Origin of the sequence: Paenibacillus sp. (assembly GCF_035645235.1) — a bacterium.
Lineage (GTDB): Bacteria > Bacillota > Bacilli > Paenibacillales > YIM-B00363 > Paenibacillus_AE.
Window position 1 is genome coordinate 1 of sequence record NZ_DASQMZ010000059.1, and the last position, 20641, is coordinate 20641.

Sequence of the window (20641 nt, forward strand, 5' to 3'; positions counted from 1 at the left end):
GACGCCGCCGCGCGATGGCGGGAGGCGTACCCCGAATGGACGCCGGAGACGTTCGAGGCGGCGCTGAAGGACGCGGAGGCGATGGAGCGTCGGGCGGAGGAGCTGCGGCTGCGGCTCGAGAAGAGCGAGCCGTTCCTCGAAGCGAACGCGGCAGACGCAGAGCGCCAGCAGCAGCGGCTGACGGCCGCGGAGCGGCAGCACGCGCAGGCGGAGGCGGAGGCGGCGGCCTTAGAGCGGCAGCTGGCGGAACGCCGCTCGGAAATCGCCGCGATTCTCGGCGAGGAGACGTCGCCGCCGGAGGCGCTGTCCGCGGAGCTGGAAGCGCAGCTCGAGCGCTGGCGGGCGGACGAGCGCGCGGCGCGGGCGGCCGCGGAGTCGGCGCGGGCGGAAGCGGAAGCCGCGGGCCGGCGGGCTGCCGCAGCGGAGGAGGCGTCGAAGGGAGCGCTGGAGGCGCAGGAACGGGCCGAACGCCGCTGGGCCGAGGCGCTCGCGGAGAGCGCCTTCGAGACGGCGGACGACGTGCGCCGAGCGGCGCTGGCGCCGGAGCGGCGAGGTGCGCTGCGGAGGGAAGCGGCGGCGTTCGCCGAGGCGCTCGCCGGCGCCTCGGCGAAGCGCGAGGCGGCGCTGGCGAAGCTGGCCGGCCGATCGGTCGCCGAGGACGAATGGCTGTCGTCGGAGCGCCGCTTCGCCGAAGCAAAGGCGCTGCGCGAGGAGGCGCTGGCGGCCCGCGCCAAGGCGGAGCGCGCCGTCGAAGAGCTGCGGGTCAAACACGGGCGCTGGCGGAGCGTCACGAGACTGCACGAAGAGGCGTCCGCGCTGCAGCAGCAGCTCGCCAAGCTGCAGAGCGTCTTCCGCGGCAACGCCTTCGTGGAATTTCTCGCCGAGGAGCAGCTGCTCGGGGTGACGCGGGCGGCGTCCGAACGGCTCGCGCGATTGACGCGGGGGCGGTACGCCATCGAGCTCGACTCCGCCGGAGGCTTCGTCATTCGCGACGACGCCAACGGCGGCGTGCGCCGACCGGTCTCGACGCTGTCGGGCGGGGAGACGTTCCTGACGTCGCTGGCGCTCGCGCTGGCGCTGTCGGCGCAAATCCAGCTCGGCGGCAAATATCCGCTCGAATTTTTCTTCCTCGACGAAGGCTTCGGCACGCTGGACCCGGAGCTGCTCGACAACGTCGTCTCCGCGCTCGAGCGGCTTCATGTAGAGCGGCTCGCGGTCGGCGTCATCTCGCATGTGCCGGAGCTGCAGGCGAGGCTTTCGCGCAAGCTGATCGTGACGCCGGCGGACCCGCTCGGGGCGGGCAGCCGGGTGCGGCTCGAGACGACGTAGTCCGACCCGGGCGGACGGGCGCGGTACGTTTTTTTCGAAACCTTGCACGGTACATGCGCCCACAACCTCCTTGCCGAATAGGATAACGGCAAGGAGGTGCACATTCATGCACAAGCACGAAGCGATCGAAATTTGCAAACAACATATACACAAATACGTACTCATCCATACGACGGACGGCATGCAATACGACGGCATCGTCGAAAGCCTCGACGACGAATACGTCTACTTGGCCGTGCCGGTCGGCGCGGCCGAGCTCGCGCCGCCGCAGGCGCGCGCGCTGCCGGGCTATTACGGCTACGGCGGTTACCCGGGATACGCGTACGGACCTGGAGTTGCGGGGTACGGTTACCCCGGCTACGGCTATGGCTACCCGGCCTACGGCTACGGCGGACGGTTCCGCCGGTTGGCGCTGCCGCTCGCGGCGCTCGCGGCGATTTCGCTGCTGCCCTATTTTTAAAGCGAACGAACGAAGGACCGCGCCTCAGGCCGGTCCTTTCGCTTGTTCCCCATAACAACACACGTATAGATGCTGGTCCCCGTTCCACTCCGCGAAAAACACGTCCTCGACCCGCGCGATGCCGCGCGCCGCCAGCCGCTCCCGAAGCCACGCCTCGTCGACGCCCGCCTCCGGCAAATTGTCCCGCATTAGCTGGCCGTCGAGAATAAGCGACACCGGCAGCGTCGTCTGCCGCTCCGGCAGCCCGAACTCGTAGCGGACCGGCGAATCGTACTTCGACTTCGGCAAGACGCTGAGCGCCCCGTTCGTCTCCATGATCGCGTATTCGACCCAAGCCATCGAAAACATGTTTTTTTGCCGCAGCATCGTCTGCAGTTCGTTCAGATCGAGGCGGCACCGTTTCATCGCCTCGTAATCGAGAATGCCGTTGCGGATCACGACGGACGGTTCGCCTTCCAGAAATTTGCGGGAGCCGTTGCGCTTTTGCGTTATCATGACGATCGACAAGATAAGCAAGCCCCAAAGCCCAGTGGAAAACAGCACATGTCCGATGTGCGCCTCCCGGTCGTACACGGCGTTCCCGAGCAGCTCGCCGAGCACGAGCACCGAGATGAAGTCGAAAGGCGTCAGCTGCGAGAAATGCGCCTTCCCCAGCAGCTTCGTATATAAAAACAGCGCGACGAACCCGACAAGCAGCTCCAGCGCAATGCGTCCGTACTCTTCCATGGCCAAGCCTCCTCCTTGTAAGAATCGGCAAACAAAGGAAACCTCAAACGTGCCGATTGGACGAGCCGCCGCCGTTTGTAATAAAATATGGAAACGACATGCATAGAACGAGGAGGCCGCAACCGTATGGATTGCATTTTCTGTAAAATCGTTGAAGGCGCCATTCCATCGAAGAAAGTATTGGAGACCGACACGGTGCTCGCGTTCCACGACATTCAACCGGCCGCGCCCGTGCACGTGCTGCTGATCCCGAAGCGGCACATCGCTACGATGAACGACGTGACGGCGGACAACGCGTCCGTCCTCGGCGACATCGCGCTCGCGGCGCAGCAGGTCGCGGAGACGCTCGGGATTAAAGAGCGAGGGTACCGCCTCGTCAATAACTGCAACGAAGAAGGCGGCCAAGTCGTTTACCACCTTCACTTTCACCTGCTCGGCGGAGAGAAGCTCGGACCGATTTTGGGCTGATGCCGGAGATTCAAGTTGACACCCTCTTGACGCATCACTTATAATGTTGTTTGATATACCCGTGTTTCTTGACGAGCCGTATGCGCACCTTCGGGAGCGCCGCGGCGAGGTCTCGATCGACGGGGCCGACCCTAGAGGACGGCGTTGCCGTTTATCCTTGGAGTGTATGGTCGGAGGGAGGGAAAACACGTGTCCGAAACGAAAGTTCGCAAAAACGAGACAATCGACGCTGCTCTTCGCCGATTCAAGAGATCCATCTCCAAAGACGGCGTATTGGCCGAAGTGAAGAAGCGCCGGCATTACGAGAAGCCGAGCGTAAAGCGCAAGAAGAAGTCCGAAGCCGCCCGTAAGCGGAAATTCTAGGAGGCTGTCCGAAGCATGAATCTAAACGAACGTCTGAACGAGGATATGAAAGCGTTGATGAAGAGCGGTGACAAATTCGCCCTCGGCGTCGTGCGCATGCTTCGTTCGGCGGTCAAGAATGCCGAAATCGACGCGCGCAAGACGCTCGGCGACGAGGAAGTTCTGGACATCCTGACGCGAGAGGTCAAGCAGCGGCGAGACGCCCTTCAAGAGTTTGAGAAAGCGGGTCGCGACGATCTCGCCGATCAAGCGAAGGCGGAATTGGAAGTAATACAGCGGTATATGCCTCAACCGTTGACGGAGGAAGAGCTGGCCAAGATCGTTGAGGAAACCATCAGCGAGGTCGGGGCCGCTTCGAAGGCCGAGATGGGGAAAGTCATGAGCGCATTAATGCCGAAAGTGAAAGGCCGCGCCGACGGCAAGCAAGTGAACGCCGCCGTCCAACGGCTGCTGGTATAAACCTACAAGACGCTCCCGAACATCCGTGTCGGGGGCGTTTTTTGGCAACAAGAGGTTCTTCAGAAAATGAAACACGCCAGCCCTCTTACCGTACTACCTTACATAACCGCTTAGAGGGAGGAAGAGATGGTCAGCTTGCTAAATAGAGTAAGGAAAGCCGTTTTGCTTATGGCGGCGGCGCTTGCGCCGCTTGCCTTGGCCGGCGCAGGGCTTGCGTCCGCGTCGGAGGCGCCCGCGGCCAAAGCGGCAGCGGCCGAGGGCCGCGTCGCCGTGATTCGCATCGACCGGACGATCGAAACCGGGCTGCAGCGTTTCTTGCAACGAGCGCTCGCCGAGGCGGAGGCGTCGGGCGCGGGCACGGTCGTGCTCGTGATCGACACGCTCGGCGGCCGGGTCGACGCGGCCGCGGAAATCGGGGAAGCCATTCGCGAGTCGCCGCTGAAGACGGTGGCCTACGTCGAGGGGAAAGCGATTTCAGCCGGCAGCTACATCGCGCTGAACGCCGACGAAATTTATATGAACGAGGGCAGCACGATCGGCGCGGCGGCCGTCGTCGACGGCGCGGGCGAACGCGTGCAGGATTCGAAGATCGTCTCGTTTTGGGTCGAGCAGATGGTCAGCGCGGCGCAGCGGAACGGCCGCAATCCGGATATCGCGAGGGGCATGGTCGACGACACGACGAAGGTCGAGCTGCCCGAGATCGGACGGGTGATCGAGCCCGGCGAGCTCATTACGTTGTCCGCGAAGGACGCGGTCGCCGTCGGCTATGCGGAGGGCGTCGTGACGTCGATCGACGAGGTGCTCCGAATTGCCGGAGACGATGCGCCGATCGCGATCGAGCCGACGCTCGCCGAAGAAGCTGCGCGCTTCTTGACGCATCCGGCGACGACGACGGTGCTGTTCGTGCTCGGCATCGCGGGGCTGCTGATCGAGCTGCTCGTGCCGGGCTTCGGCGTGCCGGGCATCGTCGGCGTCGTCTCGTTCGGCTTATACTTCCTAGGAAATTACGTCGCGGGATTCGCGGGGGTGGAGCACTTGGCGATGTTCATCGCGGGCGTGCTGCTGCTGGCGCTCGAGCTGTTTATCCCGAGCTTCGGCATTTTGGGTATCCTAGGGATAGCCTCGTTGATCGGGGGAGTCATTCTAGCCGCTTACGATTCAGGGAACGCGGCGTCGTCGCTCGGGATCGCGTCGTTGGTCGCGGCCGTCATCGTCGCGGTATTCGTCCGGTACTTTAAGCATAGGGGCGTATGGAATAAATTTATTTTGCGAGACGCCTTGCGGACGGAGGAAGGTTACGTCTCCCATGCGCCGCGTTCGGAGCTCCTCGGCCGGACCGGCAAGGCGGTCACGCCGCTTCGCCCGGCCGGGACCGCGATGTTCGGGGAGGAGCGCATCGACATCGTGACGAACGGGGAGTTTATTTCCGCCGGCGCGGAAGTGACCGTCGTGCAGGTCGATGGCGGCCGGGTCGTCGTACGAGAAGTTCGAACAAACCAATAAACAACATTCAGAGAGGCAGGAACTTTAACCATGGATATCGTTTCCTTGTTGCTCATTGCCGTAATCGTCATCGCGTTCGTCGTATTTATGAGCTTCTTCCCGATCATGCTTTGGATTTCGGCGCTCGCCTCCGGCGTGCGGGTCGGCATCATTACGCTCGTCGCGATGCGCCTGCGCCGCGTTATCCCGAGCCGTATCGTCAATCCGATGATCAAGGCGAGCAAGGCGGGCCTCGGCGTCACGGTCAATCAGCTCGAGAGCCATTATCTCGCGGGAGGCAACGTCGACCGCGTCGTCAACGCGCTCATCGCGGCGGAGCGCGCCAACATCAGTTTGCCCTTCGAGCGGGCGGCGGCGATCGATCTCGCCGGCCGGGACGTATTGCAGGCCGTGCAGATGAGCGTCAATCCGAAGGTGATCGAGACGCCTTGGGTCGCGGCCGTCGCGAAGGACGGCATCGAGGTGAAGGTGAAGGCGCGCGTCACGGTGCGCGCGAACATCGACCGCCTCGTCGGCGGCGCCGGCGAAGAAACGATTATGGCGCGCGTCGGCGAAGGCATCGTGACGACGGTCGGCTCCTCGACGACGCATAAAGAAGTGCTCGAAAACCCGGATCTCATCTCCCGCACCGTCTTAGGCAAAGGCCTCGATGCGGGGACGGCGTTCGAAATATTATCGATCGATATCGCGGACGTGGACGTCGGCAAAAACATCGGCGCCAACCTGCAAACCGAGCAGGCGGAAGCCGACAAGCGCATCGCGCAGGCGAAAGCCGAGGAGCGCCGGGCGATGGCCGTGGCGCACGAGCAGGAGATGAAAGCGCGCGTCGAGGAGATGCGGGCGAAGGTCGTCGAGGCCGAGTCGCAGGTGCCGCAGGCGATGGCCGAGGCGCTGCGCAGCGGCAAGCTGGGCGTCATGGATTACATGAATTTAAAAAATATCGACGCGGATACGCAAATGCGCGACGCGTTCGGCAAGATGAACGGCGACTCGGATAAGGCGTAACCGACACGAGCCCTTAAGGGAAGCGAGGTGCCCGAACTGGAAGACATTATTAGAATCTTGCTAAATATCGTATTCGATAATCCGTTGTTCGCGATTCTCGCCTTCGCCGCGATCTCGTTCTTCGTGAACGCGGCGCGCGGCGCGAGTTCGCAGCGGAGCCGGGGCGGGCCGGCGCGCGGCGGAATGCCGCCCTTCGGCGGCGAAGGCCCTTTCGCGCCGCCGAGAGGGGGCGGCATGAGCCGCGGCGAACCGGCCGAGGCGGCCGACGAGGAGAAGACGGCGCTTCATCCGATGCCGGCTTCCGCAGATCGGGACCGCCCGTCCGATCGCCCGTCCGATCGCCCGTCCGACCGGCCGTCGGACCGCCCGTCCGAGACGGCCGCAGCGCTCCGCCGTCCGAACGAGCTCGCGCGGCCAGGGAACCGGCCGGCCGCCGCCGCAAGGCGTTCTTCGTCCCCCCCGGAACTGCACGCGAAGCACGCGGCGCAAGGCATGATTTGGTCGGAGGTGCTCGGTCCGCCGCGAGCGGCGCGGCCGCACCATCGCACGAACCGCAGATCGTAACACGCAGTCGAACCGTCCCCGTTTCGAGGAGCGCCGCTCCCCGGAAACGGGGATTTTTTGCGTTCGGGGGACGCGCCCGAAGCATGCGCGGCGGGACCGCCTTTTCCGAAACGTTCGCGGTTTCGTTCCGCTTCATATTTCCCCGGCGGCTCGCATAATTTGTTAAGAGCAACAGGAGGGGGGCGCCCACGGACTCATGCGACGCTGGACTCGCAAATTAACGAAATGGACCACGGACATGCTGGACCTTCCCCAGGACGTCGTCTTCGATCTGCCGCGCGTCACGATGATCGGCAATATGCAGATGTACGTGGAAAATCATCGCGGGGTGCTTCATTTCACGGAGACGTATTTGAAGCTCGCCCTCAGTCAAGGCACGATGGAAATTCGAGGAAAGCAGCTGTCGATTCGGGCGATCCTGACCGAGGAAGTGTTCATCGAGGGCTTGATCGACGAAGTGAAATACGTGTGAGAGGCGAAGGGGGAGGACGGATGAATTCGCAGCTGATCCGATACCTGAGAGGGTATGTCAAATTGGCCGTCGTCGGGCCTGCGTTCGAGCGGTTGATTAACCGGCTCGTGGAGAAGGGCGTCCCGGCATGGGATATTCGGCGCATCGGGGATGGACGAGGGGAATTCCTCGTCGCCTTGCCCGATTATTTCCGCTTAAAGCCGCTGCTGCGCGAGACGAGCTGCCGGATGCGGACGACGGGGCGCTATGGGTTTCCTTTTTTCTTGGACAAACTCGGACGAAGAAAATGGTTCGTCGGCGGCGCGGTCGCATTCCTCTTAGGGATGTACATGCTTTCCCAGGTCGTCTGGTCCGTAGAGGTGTCCGGCAACGAGACGATTCCCGAGCAGCATGTGCTTCAGGAGGCTGCGGCGCAAGGCATCTATCCGCTGCAATGGCGGTTTCGTCTTCAGGACCCCGGCGAATTGGCGGACCGGCTGACGAGAACGATCCCGAACGTCGCTTGGGTCGGCGTCGAGATGCGGGGCTCTACGGTCGAGATCCGCATCGTCGAGGCGGTCGTGCCGCAGAAGAAGCCTGCGCAAAACCCGAGACACCTCGTCTCGTCATCGGACGCGGTCATCACGCGCATTATCGCGGATCGGGGCGTGCCGCTCGTCGGCGTGCATTCTCGAGTCAAGCGAGGAGATATTTTAATTTCGGGCATTCTAGGGGATGAGGAAAACCGCGAAGTCGTCGTGGCGGAGGGCGAAGTCCGCGGACTCGTCTGGTACGAGTATAAGGTGCAGGCGCCGATCGAAAGACAGCATGAGGCGCTCACGGGCAACGAACGATCGACGTTCCACCTCGTGCTCGGCGGGCGTGCCCTGCAGCTGACGGGCTACTGGCAGAAGCCGTTCGCGCGGGAACGGGTCGAGGCGGAGCGGAAGCAGCTTCGATTCGGGCCTTGGACGGCGCCGCTCGGCTGGATGACGGTGACGCATCGGGAGGCGACGCTCACGCTCGAGAAGCGGTCCGTCGAGCAGGCCAAAGCGACGGGACTTGCGAACGCCCGGGCGGATTTGATCGCAGCGCTGGGCGGGGACACGGTCATCCGGGCGGAAAAAATTTTGCATGAGCGAACCGACAATGGTAAAGTGATAGTACATGTACTGTTCGAAGCCGAGGTAAATGTGGCGGTGGAGCGGGCGATTATGGAGCAGGAGCTCGCGCCCCCCGAGAAGACCGAGGGCCGCTCGTGACGACGCTTCGAGCGCACAACCGTTGACCGTTCGCCGCGAAACGCGGCATGCCGCCTTATAGACGCCTTTTTTATCGGCGACTTCGACACGCGCACAAGGAGTGAAGGACGCTATTGAACGAACGCATCGCTGACTACACCATCAAGATTCCGTTTCGGAACGCGGCGGAAGGGCTGGCTCTGTTCGGGCCGGGCGACGCCTATTTGCGCCTGATCGAGAAGGAGACCGGTGCGCAGCTGTTTTCCCGCGACGCCGAGCTCGCGGCGCAAGGCTCGAAGGAGCAGGTCGAATCGCTGCAGCAGCTGTTCGAGGTGCTGCTCGAGCTCATTCGCGGCGGCTATTCGCTCTCGGAGCGGGACGTCATGTACGCTCTCGAGCTCGCGCGCACGATGCAAGCCGATCAATTGCTCGATCTGTTCAAGGGCGATATCGCAACGACGTATAAGGGCAAGCCGATCAAGGTCAAGACGATCGGACAGAAGCAGTACGTGACGCAAATTCGGAAGAAGGATATCGTGTTCGGCATCGGACCGGCCGGAACGGGCAAGACGTATTTGGCCGTCGTCCTTGCGGTCGTCGCGCTGAAGGAAGGCAAGGTGAAGCGCATCGTCCTGACGCGTCCGGCGGTGGAAGCGGGGGAGAGCCTTGGGTTCCTGCCCGGCGATTTGCAGGAGAAGGTCGATCCGTATTTGCGTCCGCTGTACGATGCGCTGAACGATATGATGGGTCCGGAGGCGGTGGCGAAGGCGCTGGAACGCGGGTTGATCGAGGTCGCGCCGCTCGCGTACATGCGCGGGCGGACGTTGGAAGACTCTTTCGTCATTTTGGACGAAGCGCAAAACACGACGCCGGAGCAAATGAAGATGTTCCTGACGCGGCTCGGCTTCGGCTCGAAGATGGTCGTCACCGGGGACGTGACGCAGATCGACCTCCCTCGCGGCAAGCATTCCGGACTCGTCGAAGCGGAGCGGCTCTTGAAGGGAATCCCGGAAATCGGGTTTATCACGTTCGCCGAGACGGACGTCGTCCGCCATGCGTTGGTGCAGAAAATCATCATGGCTTACGAGCGAGGCAAGGATCATCAATAGTCGTAGGAGGAATCCCCTCATGACGTCGAAAGAGGTCCGCATTCGCGGCAAGCATCGATATAAAATTACAGGCTGGAAGTACAGCGTGGGTGTAAGGGCGGCGTTACTGCTGTCGTTCGCCCTTCTTTTTTATTTCACGCTCTCGGATAACGTCATCCCGCCGACGTACGACGTGCAGCCGAACACCGTCAGCAAGGAGACGATTTTGGCGAACGCCCGAATCGCGGACGAGCTGGCGACCGAGGCGGCGAAGGCGGAGGCCGTGCGCCGGGTGCAGCCGGTATCGACGATCGTGCCGATGAAAAATACGGAGCTGGCGGAGCGTCTGTTCGACGAAATTCAGCGGATTAACGCGGACGAAGGTTTAACGCCCGAGGAGAAGGTCAGCGTATACCGCAACAAGCTGCCCGACCTGTTCCAGACGACGTTCGAGACGACGATCGCGCGTTGGAAGAGCGCTAAAACCTACAGCGACACCTTGCTCGAGGAGATGCGTCTCCGGCTGGGCGAGCAGCAATACCGGCTGCAGGAAGAGGATTTGTACAAGCTGCCGAAGCTGACCGAAGCCCAGTTGAGCGAAATGGAGCCCGTCGTCATCAACATCGCCAACCGGCTGATGAGCGACCCGATCAGCGAGGTCGAGGCCGTACGCATGCAGGTGCCGGAATGGGTCAATGCATCGAACTTAAGCAGCAACGTGACGCGGGGGCTCGCGCAGGAGATCATCCGTTTCGTCTTGACGCCCAACCGGTTTTACGACGAAGAAGCGACGATCCGCGCCCGCGAGGCGGCCGCCGACGACACCGAGACGATTTATATCGAGAAGGGCGAAGCGATCGTCCGCGCCGGACAGACCATTACGGAAGAGCAGTACCAGAAGCTGGAACAAATGAATTTGATCCAGAACCGTAACAACAATATGCTGCCCCGCGTCGGCTTGGGCGCGCTGTGTCTGTTGTTCGTCGGAGCGCTCTTCTCCTTCGTTCGCCACTCGCGGCTCGCGATTCGAACGGACAATCGGTTGCTGCTGATGCTGCTACTCATTTATGCCATTAATATCGCAGCCATGAAGATCGTCTCCATCGCGCAAGGGCTCGATCCATCGCTCGCGTATTTGGCGCCCGTCGCTCTCGGCACGATGTTGATCGCCGTTCTGCTCGACGATCAGCTGGCGATGATTTCGACCGTGCTCTTCAGCGTCTTCGCGAGTATCGTCTTTCACCCGGAGCAAGACGCGCTGTTCGATTTCCGCTACGGCTTCGTAGCGATGGTCGTCGGCTTCGTGGCGATCTTCGCGATTCGGCGCGTCAGCCAGCGCGCTTCGATCCTGCGGGCCGGCATTTCGGTTTCCGTGTTTTCGGCGCTGGCGGTCTCCTTGCTGTCGATCCTCGAGAACCACGAGATGGGCGGGTACCAGGAGGTGCTGCTGACGATCGCCTACGCCTTCACCGGCGGCGTCGTGACGGCCGTCTTCGTCCTTGGCTTGATGCCGTTCTTCGAAGCGACGTTCGGTATCCTCTCGCCGCTCAAGCTCGTGGAGCTGTCGAATCCGAATCACCCGTTGCTCCGTAAGCTGCTTACGGAAGCGCCAGGCTCGTATCATCACAGCGTGATGGTCGGCAATTTGTCGGAGGCGGCCGCGGAAGCGATCGGCGCGAACGGCCTCTTATGCCGCGTCGGCTCGTTCTATCACGACATCGGCAAGACGCGCCGGCCTTCGTATTTTATCGAAAACCAAATGAACCGAGAAAACCCGCACGACACGCTCGAGCCGAGCGTGAGCAAGGCGATAATTATCGCTCACGCGAAAGACGGCGTCGATATGCTGAGCGAGGCCAAAATTCCGAAGCCGATCCGCGATATCGCGGAGCAGCATCACGGGACGACGCTGCTCAAGTATTTTTACCACAAGGCCGTGAAGCAGCGCGAGGAGTATGCGGCGCGCATCGCGGAAACCGCGGGCGACGCGGAGGCCGCCGCCGCGGTCGAGCCGATCCCCGAGTCGGAATACCGTTACCCGGGACCGAAGGCGCAGACGAAGGAGGCGGCGATCGTCGGCATCGCCGACTGCGTCGAGGCGGCGGTGCGCAGCTTGCGCAACCCGACGGTCGAGCAGGTCGATTCCATGGTGCGCAAGATCGTGAAGGATCGGCTCGACGATCAACAATTCCACGAGTGCGACATGACGCTCAAGGAGCTGGACATGGTCGCGAAGAGCATGAAGGAGACGCTGCTCGGCGTCTTTCATTCGCGCATCGAATATCCCGGCGACGCGCCGGTGTCCGGCGCGGCAAAGCCGAAAGGAAGGGCGGAAACCCAATGACGCTTCGATTGGAGCTTACGAACGAGCAAGACGAGATCGCGCTTCCGGAAGGGCTGGAGCAGCGGTTCGCGGAGCTGCTTGCCATCGCCGGCGAGCTGGAGTCGGTCGACGGCGGGGACGTGTCGGTCACGATCGTGGACGACGAGGCGATCCGCGCGTTGAACGCGCAGTACCGCGGGCTGGACAAGCCTACCGACGTCTTGTCGTTCTCGATGTGGGAGGAAGGCGAACACGAAACCCCGATCCGCTACGGCGAGGAGACGGAGGAATCGGAGGAAGAGGCGGAGGACGACGAGTTCATGGAGCTGCCGGACGATCCGATCGGGGACATCGTCATTTCCGCGGCCACGGCCAAGCGCCAGAGCGAGGAGTACGGTCATTCGTTCGAGCGCGAATTAGGCTTTTTGTTCGTGCACGGCTTTCTTCATTTGATCGGCTACGACCACGGCGACGAGGAAGCGGAGCGAGCCATGACGGAGAAGCAGGAGCAAGTGCTGGGCCGGGCGGGGCTGCAGCGTTGAAGCGGGGAATCGGCCTGCGATATGCGCTCGCGGGGTTCTGGCATGCGGTACGAACGGAACGGAATATGCGCATCCACGTCGCGGCGGCCGCAGGGGCCGTCGCCCTTGGCGTCTACGGTCGGCTGGACCGGGACGAATGGCTGTGGGTGGCGCTGTCGATTGCCTTCGTCTGGTCGGCGGAGTGCGTCAACACGGCGATCGAGCGTCTCGTGGATTTGACCTGCGGGACGGAGCGGTCGCCGCTCGCGAAGGCGGCGAAGGACGTTGCGGCGGCCGCGGTGGTCGCCGCCGCTGTCTTCGCGCTGGTCGTCGCCGCGGCGGTGCTGGCGCCGGCGGCGTACGATCGTTGGTCGAGTCCGGCGTAAATAGGAAACGCGCGCTTGAAGCGCGGCGAAAGAAGGGGTTTTCGGGATGAGCGTGACGAACGAAGAACTGCTCCGGCATGCAGCCGAGGCTCGCAAACGAGCGTATGTGCCTTATTCGCAATTCGCGGTCGGGAGCGCGCTCTTGGATGAGGAAGGCCGCGTCCATTACGGATGCAACGTGGAGAACGGCGCGTACAGCCCGACGAATTGCGCCGAGCGTACGGCGCTGTATCGCGCGATCGCCGACGGGGTGCCGCGCGGCGCATTCCGAGCGATCGCCGTCGTGGCGGATACGAACGGGCCTTGCACTCCCTGCGGCGTGTGCCGGCAAGTGCTTTCGGAGCTTTGCCCTCCGGATATGCCGGTCGTAATGAGCAATCTTAAGGGAGACACGAAAATCATGACGGTGTCCGAGCTGCTGCCGGGCGCCTTCACCTTGGAGGAGCGTACACAACTATGAAGGACGCGACCGCACCGTCGAAGACGAGCGCTTTCCGCTCGGGCTTCGTCACCATCGTCGGGCGACCGAACGTCGGCAAGTCGACGCTGATGAACCAAGTCATCGGGCAAAAAATCGCGATCATGTCGGATAAGCCGCAGACGACGAGGAATAAAATCCACGGCGTCTATACGGCCGAAGGGCTGCAGATGGTGTTTTTGGATACGCCGGGCATTCATAAGCCGGACTCCAAGCTCGGCAATTATATGGTGAAGGTCGCGACCGACACCTTGAAGGAAGTCGACGTCGTCTTGTTTTTGGTGGACGTATCGGCGGGGCTCGGCGGAGGCGACCGGTTTATCGTCGATCATCTGAAGGCCGTTCGCACGCCGGTTATTCTCGGCCTCAACAAGATCGATCTCGTCCATCCGGAAGCGCTGCTGCCCGTTATCGCGCAGTATAAAGATTTGTACGACTTCGCCGAAATCGTTCCCGTCTCTGCGCTCAAAGGAAACAACGTCGAGACGCTGCTCGGTCAGCTCGGCAAATATTTGCCGGAGGGCCCGCAATACTATCCTGCCGATCAAGTGACCGACCATCCGGAGCAGTTCGTCTGCGCGGAGCTGGTGCGGGAAAAAATTCTTCACTTGACGCGGGAAGAAATTCCGCACTCGGTGGCGGTGCAGATCGAGGCGATGAGCGTGCGCGACAACGGGGTCGTCGACGTGTCGGCCGTCATTTTCGTCGAACGGGATTCGCAGAAGCCGATCGTCATCGGGAAGAAGGGCGCGCTGCTGAAGGCGATCGGCGAAGCCGCTCGCAAGGACATGGAGGCGCTCCTCGGCTCCCGCATTTTTCTGCAGCTCTGGGTGAAGGTCAAGAAGGACTGGCGCAATACGGAGCATGTCTTGAAGGACCTAGGCTTTCGACATGACTAAGACAAGTCGGGACAAACGTTTCCCATGAATTGCAAGGCATAGGAATCCCCCCGCGGTATCATCCTAGAACTATAGCGTCAATGTCACCAAGCGGAAGGGATGAATTCGGATGCGAGATTTTTCGTGGACGTATTTTACTTTGACTGGGGATGTAGATGCTTATATGCTGTATCGGGAATGGGATCAAATGAAAGACGTCACCGGCATCGACGTCGACGCGGTCCCGGGAGATGACGAAACCGAGGCATGTTATATCGAGTAGAAGGAATCGTCATTCGATCCGTCGAGTACGGCGAAGGGAACTTGATCGTAACCTTGCTGACCGGAACGCTCGGCAAGGTTGGGGTGATGGTTCGCGGGGCGAAGAAGACGCGAAGCCGCCACGCCGCCGTCACCCAGCTGTATACATACGGGGAATATGTGTATTACAAGTCGAACGCAGGCTCGCTCGGCACGCTCAACCATGCGGAGCTGATCGACGCGTTCGTCGGCATTCGCGGCGATCTTCGCCGTTCCGCATACGCCGCTTATTTCGCCGAGCTGACGGACCGGCTCGTGCCCGACGGAGAAGCGAGCGATGCGTTATTCGAGCAGCTGAAAGCGGCGTACGAAGCGTTGGCGGCCGGGAAGGACCCGGCCATCGTGGGGGCGCTGCTCGAGCTGAAGCTGTTCCGTTTCGCCGGCGTGGCGCCGGTAACCGACAGCTGCGCCGATTGCGGCCGAGTCCCGGAGCCGGAAGAGCCGTCTTTCTGGAGCCCGGCGGCCGGGGGCCTGTTGTGCGCCCGATGCCAGGCGCGGTACGCGGATCGTACGCCGATGCTCCCTGGCGTCAAGAAGCTGCTTCCGGTGCTGCAGCGTGCCGACCTGCGCCGCCTCGGCGACGTGAGCGTGAAGCCCGCGACGCGGACAGGCCTGAAGCAAGCGCTGCGACGCTGGTACGAGACGCATGCGGATGCGCGGCTTCGGACGCGTTCGGTGCTCGAGCAGATCGAGGCCGTATACGCGGACGAGCCGGCGCCGGACGATGCCGGGCCGGATCAGGCTTGACACCTCCGCATTTCGTTTGGTATCATTATCCACAATATGTTTTTCGACGTCGTTCGACGCGTTATCACGGGAAAGAAGTAGCTGATGCGCCGCGGAGCGCAGCGACCGGGGACGGTGAAAGCCCGGGTCCGCAGCATGAGCGAAGGCGTTCCCGGAGCGAAGGCGGCGTTGCGCAAGCGTAAAGGCGGGTGCCGAAGTTCGGCGCCAAGTAGGGTGGAACCGCGGGAGAACAACCCCGTCCCTACGTCCCTCAAGGGGCGTGGAGACGGGATTTTTTGTATACAAGGAGAGCGATTCGATTATGGCAGCAGCAAGCATGGACGCCGTCACGGCGTTGGCGAAACACAGAGGGTTCATTTTCCCGGGGTCGGAAATTTACGGCGGCCTGGCGAACACATGGGATTATGGTCCCCTCGGCGTGGAACTAAAAAATAACATCAAGCGCGCTTGGTGGAAGAAGTTTATTCAGGAGTCTCCTTATAACGTCGGTCTGGACGCGGCGATTTTGATGAACCCGCAAACCTGGGTCGCGTCCGGGCACGTCGGCAACTTCAACGATCCGATGATCGACTGCAAGCAATGCAAATCGAGGCACCGGGCCGATAAGCTGATCGAGAACGCGCTCGCGGAGAAAGGGCAGGAAATCATCGTCGACGGGATGACGTTCGACCAGATGAAAGCATTGATCGAAGAGCATCATATCGTCTGCCCGGATTGCGGCGCGTTCGACTATACGGACATTCGCCAATTCAATTTGATGTTCAAGACGCATCAGGGGGTTACGGCGTCGAGCGCGAACGAGGTGTACCTGCGTCCGGAGACGGCGCAAGGCATCTTCGTCAACTTCAAGAACGTCCAACGCACGATGCGTCGCAAGCTCCCCTTCGGCATCGGGCAAATCGGCAAGAGCTTCCGTAACGAAATTACGCCGGGCAACTTTACGTTCCGCACGCGCGAGTTCGAACAGATGGAGCTGGAGTTTTTCTGCAAACCTGGGGAAGATCTGCAATGGTTCGAGTATTGGCGCGCGTTCTGCCGCGAATGGCTGCTAAAGCTCGGCATGAAGGAAGAGAGCATCCGGCTGCGCGACCATTCCGACGACGAGTTGTCCCATTACAGCAACGCTACGGTAGATATCGAATTCAAATTCCCGTTCGGATGGGGCGAACTGTGGGGAATCGCGGATCGGACGGACTACGACTTGAAGCAGCATATGGAACACTCCGGCGAGGATTTCCATTATCACGATCAAGAAACCGGCGAAAAATATATCGCATACTGCATCGAGCCGTCGCTTGGCGCGGACCGGGTCACGTTGGCGTTCCTGATCGACGCTTACGAAGAGCAGCAGCTCGAAGGCGACGACAGCCGCGTGGTGCTTCGTCTGCATCCTGCCTTAGCGCCGTACAAGGCCGCCGTCTTCCCGCTTTCCAAGAAGCTCAACGACGGGGCGCGCAAGGTGTTCGAAAAACTCGCAGCGGACTATATGGTCGATTTCGACGATGCGGGCTCGATCGGCAAGAGGTACCGGCGCCATGACGAAATCGGCACCCCGTTTTGCATTACGTACGACTTCGAGTCGGAGACCGACGGCCAAGTGACCGTGCGGGACCGCGATACGATGGAACAGGTACGGATGCCGATCGACAGCCTGCAGGCGTACCTCTCGAGCAAAATCGCGTTTTGAACGATGGGGTAAAATTTGCGAGGGCGGCGGAAGCAGGAGTTTTCCGCGACGCCCTCGTATATATTAGGTATGACTTTTCCGTAGAGATCGGCGGTGAACGCGAATGACGGCCGCGCAACCGAAAATCGTGGTCGACGCCGACGCCTGCCCCGTGAAGGAGCAGATTTCTTCTACGGCCGTCCGGTTCGGCGTGCCGGTTTGGATGGTTTCCTCCTATAATCATCGCTTGCCGGAACTGCCGGGCGTCACGATCTTTCAAGTCGACGCCTCGGACCAAGCCGCCGATTTGTTTATCGCGAACCGGTTGTCCCCCGGGGACGTGCTCGTGACCCAGGACTACGGTCTTGCGACGATCGGATTGGCGAAGCGTACGACGGTGTTGTCGCCGAGGGGCACGATGTTCACGAACGACAACATCGACCGGCTGCTCGAGGAACGGCACCAATCGGCGAAGCGCAGGCGAGCCGGCGGACGGACCAAAGGCCCAAAGCCGTTCACGGCGGAAGATCGAGACAGGTTTCTACATGTTTTGACAAAAGTTTTATCCCGGATGCAGGAGAATGCACCCACATAGCGAATAATAATATTTGCAATTTCGGAACGTGGTGATCAGCGTTGAGAACAGGCTCCATTCCGGAAGACGTCATACAAGCGGTGCTCGACAAGACCGACATCGTCGAGCTGATCGGCCGAACGGTGGCGTTGTCCAAGAGCGGAAGAGGATTCCTTGGCTTATGCCCCTTCCATTCCGAGAAGACGCCGTCGTTCAACGTACTGCCGGAGAAACGGATTTTTTATTGCTTCGGCTGCGGCGCCGGAGGCAACGCCATCCGGTTCTTGATGAAATCCGAGGGCTTGCCGTTCCCGGAGGCGGTTCGCGCGCTGGCGGAGGAGTCCGGCGTTCCGTACGAATTTGCGCAGGCGCCCTCGGAGCTTTCCGAGGAGCAACGGGAAGCGCAGCGCATCGTGGCGGCGAACGAAGAAGCGGCGAAGTTTTTCCATTTCGTTCTCGGAGGTACGGAGCAGGGTCAGTCGGCTTACGCTTATTTAAAGCGACGCGGCTTTTCCCAGAAGCTTATCGACGAGTTCGAGATCGGGTACGCGCCTCCCCTTCGGGACAGCCTCATGCAGTTTTTGCGAACGAAGGGGTTCGAGCCGGAGGCGCAGGAGCGGGCGGGGCTGGTCGCCTCTCGCGCGGAGACGGGAGAGCGGTTCGACCGATTTCGCGATCGGGTCATGTTTCCGATTTGGGACGCGGGGGGGAAGATCATCGCCTTCAACGGGCGTGCCGTCGGCGACGCCCAGCCGAAATATTTGCACTCGCCGGAGACGCCGCTGTTTCAGAAGAGCAAGGTGCTGTACCCGTTGCATCTGGCGAAGGCCGCCATCCGCAAGTCGCGGCAGGCCGTGCTCTTCGAGGGCATGGTTGATGTGATCAAGGCCCGGGAAGCGGGCGTGGACAACGGGGTGGCGACGCTCGGGACCGCCCTGTCGGAATCGCATCTCGCGATCCTGCGGCGGTACTGCGACTCGATCCTCATTTGTTACGACGGCGATCGCGCGGGACAGGCTGCCGCGCATAAGACCGTGCTCTTATGCGAGAAGGTCGGCATGAAGGCGGAGGTGGCGCTGCTCGAAGGCGGCAAAGATCCGGATGAATATATCGCCGCGCACGGCCCGGAAGCATTCCTGGCGAACGTGATCCGAAACCCGGTTTCTTCGACCAAATATAAAATACTATATTTGAAGAAACAACATACACTACAAGATGACGCCGGGATGCTGGCGTACGCGAGGGCTGCGATTCGCATCGTGGCCATGCTCGAATCCCCTACCGAACGAGAGCATTATCTTCGGGATCTCGCGGGAGACACGGGATACGCCTTTGAAACTTTGAAACAAGAGATGAACGAAATTCGTCAAAAAGTGAGAGGGCAAGGGGATAAAGACGAAATTCCGTGGAATACTGTTATGAATGAAAAGGGGAGTTCCGCTCCGGCGGTTCCCGCGTTGCGGCCGGCTTACTATACGGCGGAGCGCCAGCTCTTATCCGCCATGATGTATAGCGAGGATGCAGCCAAGCTCGTCCAAGAGAAATTGGGCGAGGATTTTCACGTGGAAGCTCATGCGGCGATCGCTGCTTATTTATATGCTTACTATGCCGAAGGCAAACCGCCGAACCCGAGCGGGTTCGTAGGCGGCTTGCACGACGACGCGTTGGAGGCTGCGGCCAGTTCGATTTTATTATCGGTTCCGCAAGACGCCATCAACGACAAGGTGCTCGAGGATTGTCTGACGGAAGTGCGCAAGCACGGACTCGAGCTCAAGCTGAAGCAGAAGCAACAGATGCTTGCAAGAGCCGAACGCGCGGAGGAATTCGCCGCCGCCGCGCAAATCGGAATCGAGATCATTACCCTAGAGAAGGAACTCAAGTCGCTTGGTCAACGGATCTAGGGAGGAGGGAGTTGTCGAATGACGAACGAACAGCATACGGAGCAGGAAACCGAACTGACCTTGGAACAAGTCAAAGAGCAACTATTGGAACAAGGGAAGAAGCGGTCGACGCTGACGTATAAAGATATTACGGAACGCCTGTCTCCGTTCGATCAAGATGCGGAACAAATCGACGAATTTTTCGAGGTGTTGGCGGAGCAGGGGATCGAGGTAGTCAACGAGAACGAGGACGGCGGCATCGCGCTGCCGGACGAAGATCACGACGATTTCCAATTCGACGAGGATTTATCGCTGCCGCCCGGCGTCAAAATCAACGACCCGGTACGGATGTACTTAAAGGAAATCGGACGAGTTCCTCTCTTATCCGCGGAAGACGAGATCGAGCTGGCGAAACGGATCGAAAACGGGGACGAAGAGGCGAAGCGGCGCCTCGCCGAAGCGAACCTGCGTCTGGTCGTCAGCATCGCGAAGCGGTACGTCGGACGGGGCATGCTGTTCCTCGACCTGATTCAAGAAGGGAATATGGGTCTTATTAAAGCGGTAGAGAAATTCGATCACGATAAAGGCTTTAAATTCAGTACGTACGCCACCTGGTGGATCCGTCAGGCGATTACCCGGGCGATCGCCGACCAAGCGCGTACGATTCGGATCCCCGTACATATGGTGGAGACGATCAACAAGCTGATCCGGGTATCCCGTCAGCTGCTGCAGGAGCTGGGCCGGGAGCCGACGCCGGAAGAAATCGCGAAAGAGATGGATCTCAGCACCGAGAAGGTGCGGGAAATCATGAAAATCGCGCAGGAGCCTGTATCCTTGGAAACCCCGATCGGGGAAGAAGACGACAGCCATCTCGGAGACTTTATCGAGGACCAAGAAGCGCTCGCGCCGGCCGATGCCGCCGCTTACGAGCTGCTAAAGGAACAGCTGGAGGACGTGCTGGACACGTTGACCGAGCGGGAAGAGAACGTGCTTCGCCTTCGATTCGGCTTGGATGACGGCCGTACGAGGACGTTGGAAGAAGTCGGCAAAGTGTTCGGCGTCACGCGAGAGCGGATCCGCCAGATCGAAGCGAAGGCGTTGCGCAAGCTGCGGCATCCGAGCCGGAGCAAGCGTTTGAAAGATTTCTTGGAATAATTTCGTCGAGAAGGGCCTCATCCGTCGAGTCGCGGGCGGGGTCCTTTTCCCTTAC

At 61.0% G+C, this 20641-nt stretch carries 23 protein-coding genes; 22 read left to right on the forward strand and 1 reads right to left on the reverse strand.

Annotated elements, in window-relative coordinates:
• Together VEZ38_RS05080 and VEZ38_RS05085 are read left to right on the forward strand one after the other, a co-directional pair.
• Positions 1–1329: SbcC/MukB-like Walker B domain-containing protein (locus VEZ38_RS05080; protein WP_324892262.1), on the forward strand; the 1329-nt coding region annotated here is incomplete at its 5' end.
• A gap of 106 nt (positions 1330–1435) precedes the next feature.
• Positions 1436–1789, forward strand: coding sequence for a hypothetical protein (locus tag VEZ38_RS05085; protein ID WP_324892263.1), 354 nt, complete (start codon positions 1436–1438; stop codon positions 1787–1789).
• A gap of 24 nt (positions 1790–1813) precedes the next feature.
• On the opposite strand, the gene VEZ38_RS05090 is transcribed toward VEZ38_RS05085, so the two are convergent.
• Positions 1814–2515, reverse strand: a complete 702-nt coding sequence (locus VEZ38_RS05090; RefSeq protein WP_324892264.1) for a DUF421 domain-containing protein — start codon at positions 2513–2515, stop codon at positions 1814–1816.
• Positions 2516–2641: 126 nt separating this feature from the next.
• Between VEZ38_RS05090 and VEZ38_RS05095 the strand changes: the two genes are divergently transcribed.
• From VEZ38_RS05095 to rpoD, 20 genes are all read left to right on the forward strand, one after another.
• On the forward strand, positions 2642–2983 hold the full coding sequence (locus VEZ38_RS05095; RefSeq protein WP_324892265.1) for a histidine triad nucleotide-binding protein: 342 nt from the start codon (positions 2642–2644) through the stop codon (positions 2981–2983).
• A 189-nt stretch (positions 2984–3172) separates the two neighbouring features.
• On the forward strand, positions 3173–3346 hold the full coding sequence (gene rpsU, locus VEZ38_RS05100) for a 30S ribosomal protein S21 (RefSeq protein WP_138196048.1): 174 nt from the start codon (positions 3173–3175) through the stop codon (positions 3344–3346).
• Positions 3347–3361: 15 nt separating this feature from the next.
• Positions 3362–3805 carry a GatB/YqeY domain-containing protein gene (locus tag VEZ38_RS05105; RefSeq protein ID WP_324892266.1) on the forward strand — a complete coding sequence of 148 codons (444 nt, stop codon included), beginning with the start codon at positions 3362–3364 and terminating at the stop codon, positions 3803–3805.
• Between the two features lie 168 nt (positions 3806–3973).
• On the forward strand, positions 3974–5308 hold the full coding sequence (locus tag VEZ38_RS05110; protein ID WP_324892267.1) for an NfeD family protein: 1335 nt from the start codon (positions 3974–3976) through the stop codon (positions 5306–5308).
• Positions 5309–5338: 30 nt separating this feature from the next.
• Positions 5339–6313, forward strand: coding sequence for a flotillin-like protein FloA (gene floA / locus VEZ38_RS05115; protein WP_324892268.1), 975 nt, complete (start codon positions 5339–5341; stop codon positions 6311–6313).
• A gap of 27 nt (positions 6314–6340) precedes the next feature.
• Positions 6341–6877, forward strand: coding sequence for a hypothetical protein (locus tag VEZ38_RS05120; RefSeq protein WP_324892269.1), 537 nt, complete (start codon positions 6341–6343; stop codon positions 6875–6877).
• A 196-nt stretch (positions 6878–7073) separates the two neighbouring features.
• Positions 7074–7349, forward strand: a complete 276-nt coding sequence (gene yqfC / locus VEZ38_RS05125) for a sporulation protein YqfC (RefSeq protein ID WP_324892270.1) — start codon at positions 7074–7076, stop codon at positions 7347–7349.
• Between the two features lie 20 nt (positions 7350–7369).
• A complete protein-coding gene (gene yqfD / locus VEZ38_RS05130) occupies positions 7370–8590 on the forward strand; it encodes a sporulation protein YqfD (RefSeq protein ID WP_324892271.1) in 1221 nt (406 codons plus the stop codon).
• Between the two features lie 125 nt (positions 8591–8715).
• Positions 8716–9678 carry a PhoH family protein gene (locus VEZ38_RS05135; protein WP_414694665.1) on the forward strand — a complete coding sequence of 321 codons (963 nt, stop codon included), beginning with the start codon at positions 8716–8718 and terminating at the stop codon, positions 9676–9678.
• Positions 9679–9697: 19 nt separating this feature from the next.
• Positions 9698–12001, forward strand: a complete 2304-nt coding sequence (locus tag VEZ38_RS05140) for an HDIG domain-containing metalloprotein (RefSeq protein ID WP_324892273.1) — start codon at positions 9698–9700, stop codon at positions 11999–12001.
• The gene (ybeY, locus tag VEZ38_RS05145) at positions 11998–12522 is read left to right on the forward strand and encodes an rRNA maturation RNase YbeY (protein WP_324892274.1); all 525 of its coding nucleotides are present in this window, start codon (positions 11998–12000) and stop codon (positions 12520–12522) included. Before VEZ38_RS05140 ends, ybeY begins: the two co-directional genes overlap by 4 nt.
• On the forward strand, positions 12519–12887 hold the full coding sequence (locus VEZ38_RS05150; protein WP_324892275.1) for a diacylglycerol kinase family protein: 369 nt from the start codon (positions 12519–12521) through the stop codon (positions 12885–12887). Before ybeY ends, VEZ38_RS05150 begins: the two co-directional genes overlap by 4 nt.
• Before the next feature lie 46 nt (positions 12888–12933).
• Positions 12934–13347 (forward strand): cytidine deaminase, encoded by a 414-nt coding sequence (gene cdd, locus VEZ38_RS05155; protein ID WP_324892276.1) that lies wholly within the window; start codon positions 12934–12936, stop codon positions 13345–13347.
• Positions 13344–14264 (forward strand): GTPase Era, encoded by a 921-nt coding sequence (gene era, locus VEZ38_RS05160; protein ID WP_324892277.1) that lies wholly within the window; start codon positions 13344–13346, stop codon positions 14262–14264. Before cdd ends, era begins: the two co-directional genes overlap by 4 nt.
• 109 nt (positions 14265–14373) lie before the next feature.
• Positions 14374–14526 carry a YqzL family protein gene (locus VEZ38_RS20605; protein ID WP_414694663.1) on the forward strand — a complete coding sequence of 51 codons (153 nt, stop codon included), beginning with the start codon at positions 14374–14376 and terminating at the stop codon, positions 14524–14526.
• Entirely contained in the window at positions 14511–15311 is an 801-nt protein-coding gene (recO, locus tag VEZ38_RS05170) for a DNA repair protein RecO (protein ID WP_324892278.1), read from the forward strand. Before VEZ38_RS20605 ends, recO begins: the two co-directional genes overlap by 16 nt.
• 301 nt (positions 15312–15612) lie before the next feature.
• Positions 15613–16998: a glycine--tRNA ligase gene (locus VEZ38_RS05175; protein WP_324892279.1), complete on the forward strand. Its 1386-nt coding sequence runs from the start codon at positions 15613–15615 to the stop codon at positions 16996–16998.
• A gap of 103 nt (positions 16999–17101) precedes the next feature.
• Positions 17102–17572, forward strand: a complete 471-nt coding sequence (locus VEZ38_RS05180; protein ID WP_324892280.1) for a YaiI/YqxD family protein — start codon at positions 17102–17104, stop codon at positions 17570–17572.
• 41 nt (positions 17573–17613) lie between these two features.
• The gene (dnaG, locus tag VEZ38_RS05185) at positions 17614–19452 is read left to right on the forward strand and encodes a DNA primase (RefSeq protein WP_324892281.1); all 1839 of its coding nucleotides are present in this window, start codon (positions 17614–17616) and stop codon (positions 19450–19452) included.
• An 18-nt stretch (positions 19453–19470) separates the two neighbouring features.
• Complete coding sequence (gene rpoD, locus VEZ38_RS05190; RefSeq protein ID WP_324892282.1) at positions 19471–20586, forward strand: RNA polymerase sigma factor RpoD; 1116 nt, start codon at positions 19471–19473, stop codon at positions 20584–20586.
• The last annotated feature ends 55 nt before the right edge of the window (positions 20587–20641 follow it).

Bases quoted from the DNA above. Each gene is read 5' to 3' on its own strand.
- cdd (WP_324892276.1), top strand. From the start codon at position 12,934: ATGAGCGTGACGAACGAAGAACTGCTCCGGCATGCAGCCGAGGCTCGC.
- VEZ38_RS20605 (WP_414694663.1), top strand. From the start codon at position 14,374: ATGCGAGATTTTTCGTGGACGTATTTTACTTTGACTGGGGATGTAGAT.
- rpoD (WP_324892282.1), top strand. From the start codon at position 19,471: ATGACGAACGAACAGCATACGGAGCAGGAAACCGAACTGACCTTGGAA.
- recO (WP_324892278.1), top strand. From the start codon at position 14,511: ATGTTATATCGAGTAGAAGGAATCGTCATTCGATCCGTCGAGTACGGC.
- ybeY (WP_324892274.1), top strand. From the start codon at position 11,998: ATGACGCTTCGATTGGAGCTTACGAACGAGCAAGACGAGATCGCGCTT.
- VEZ38_RS05140 (WP_324892273.1), top strand. From the start codon at position 9,698: ATGACGTCGAAAGAGGTCCGCATTCGCGGCAAGCATCGATATAAAATT.
- yqfC (WP_324892270.1), top strand. From the start codon at position 7,074: ATGCGACGCTGGACTCGCAAATTAACGAAATGGACCACGGACATGCTG.
- VEZ38_RS05090 (WP_324892264.1), bottom strand. From the start codon at position 2,515: ATGGAAGAGTACGGACGCATTGCGCTGGAGCTGCTTGTCGGGTTCGTC.
- VEZ38_RS05105 (WP_324892266.1), top strand. From the start codon at position 3,362: ATGAATCTAAACGAACGTCTGAACGAGGATATGAAAGCGTTGATGAAG.
- VEZ38_RS05095 (WP_324892265.1), top strand. From the start codon at position 2,642: ATGGATTGCATTTTCTGTAAAATCGTTGAAGGCGCCATTCCATCGAAG.
- VEZ38_RS05085 (WP_324892263.1), top strand. From the start codon at position 1,436: ATGCACAAGCACGAAGCGATCGAAATTTGCAAACAACATATACACAAA.
- VEZ38_RS05175 (WP_324892279.1), top strand. From the start codon at position 15,613: ATGGCAGCAGCAAGCATGGACGCCGTCACGGCGTTGGCGAAACACAGA.
- era (WP_324892277.1), top strand. From the start codon at position 13,344: ATGAAGGACGCGACCGCACCGTCGAAGACGAGCGCTTTCCGCTCGGGC.
- VEZ38_RS05110 (WP_324892267.1), top strand. From the start codon at position 3,974: ATGGCGGCGGCGCTTGCGCCGCTTGCCTTGGCCGGCGCAGGGCTTGCG.
- floA (WP_324892268.1), top strand. From the start codon at position 5,339: ATGGATATCGTTTCCTTGTTGCTCATTGCCGTAATCGTCATCGCGTTC.
- VEZ38_RS05180 (WP_324892280.1), top strand. From the start codon at position 17,102: ATGACGGCCGCGCAACCGAAAATCGTGGTCGACGCCGACGCCTGCCCC.
- yqfD (WP_324892271.1), top strand. From the start codon at position 7,370: ATGAATTCGCAGCTGATCCGATACCTGAGAGGGTATGTCAAATTGGCC.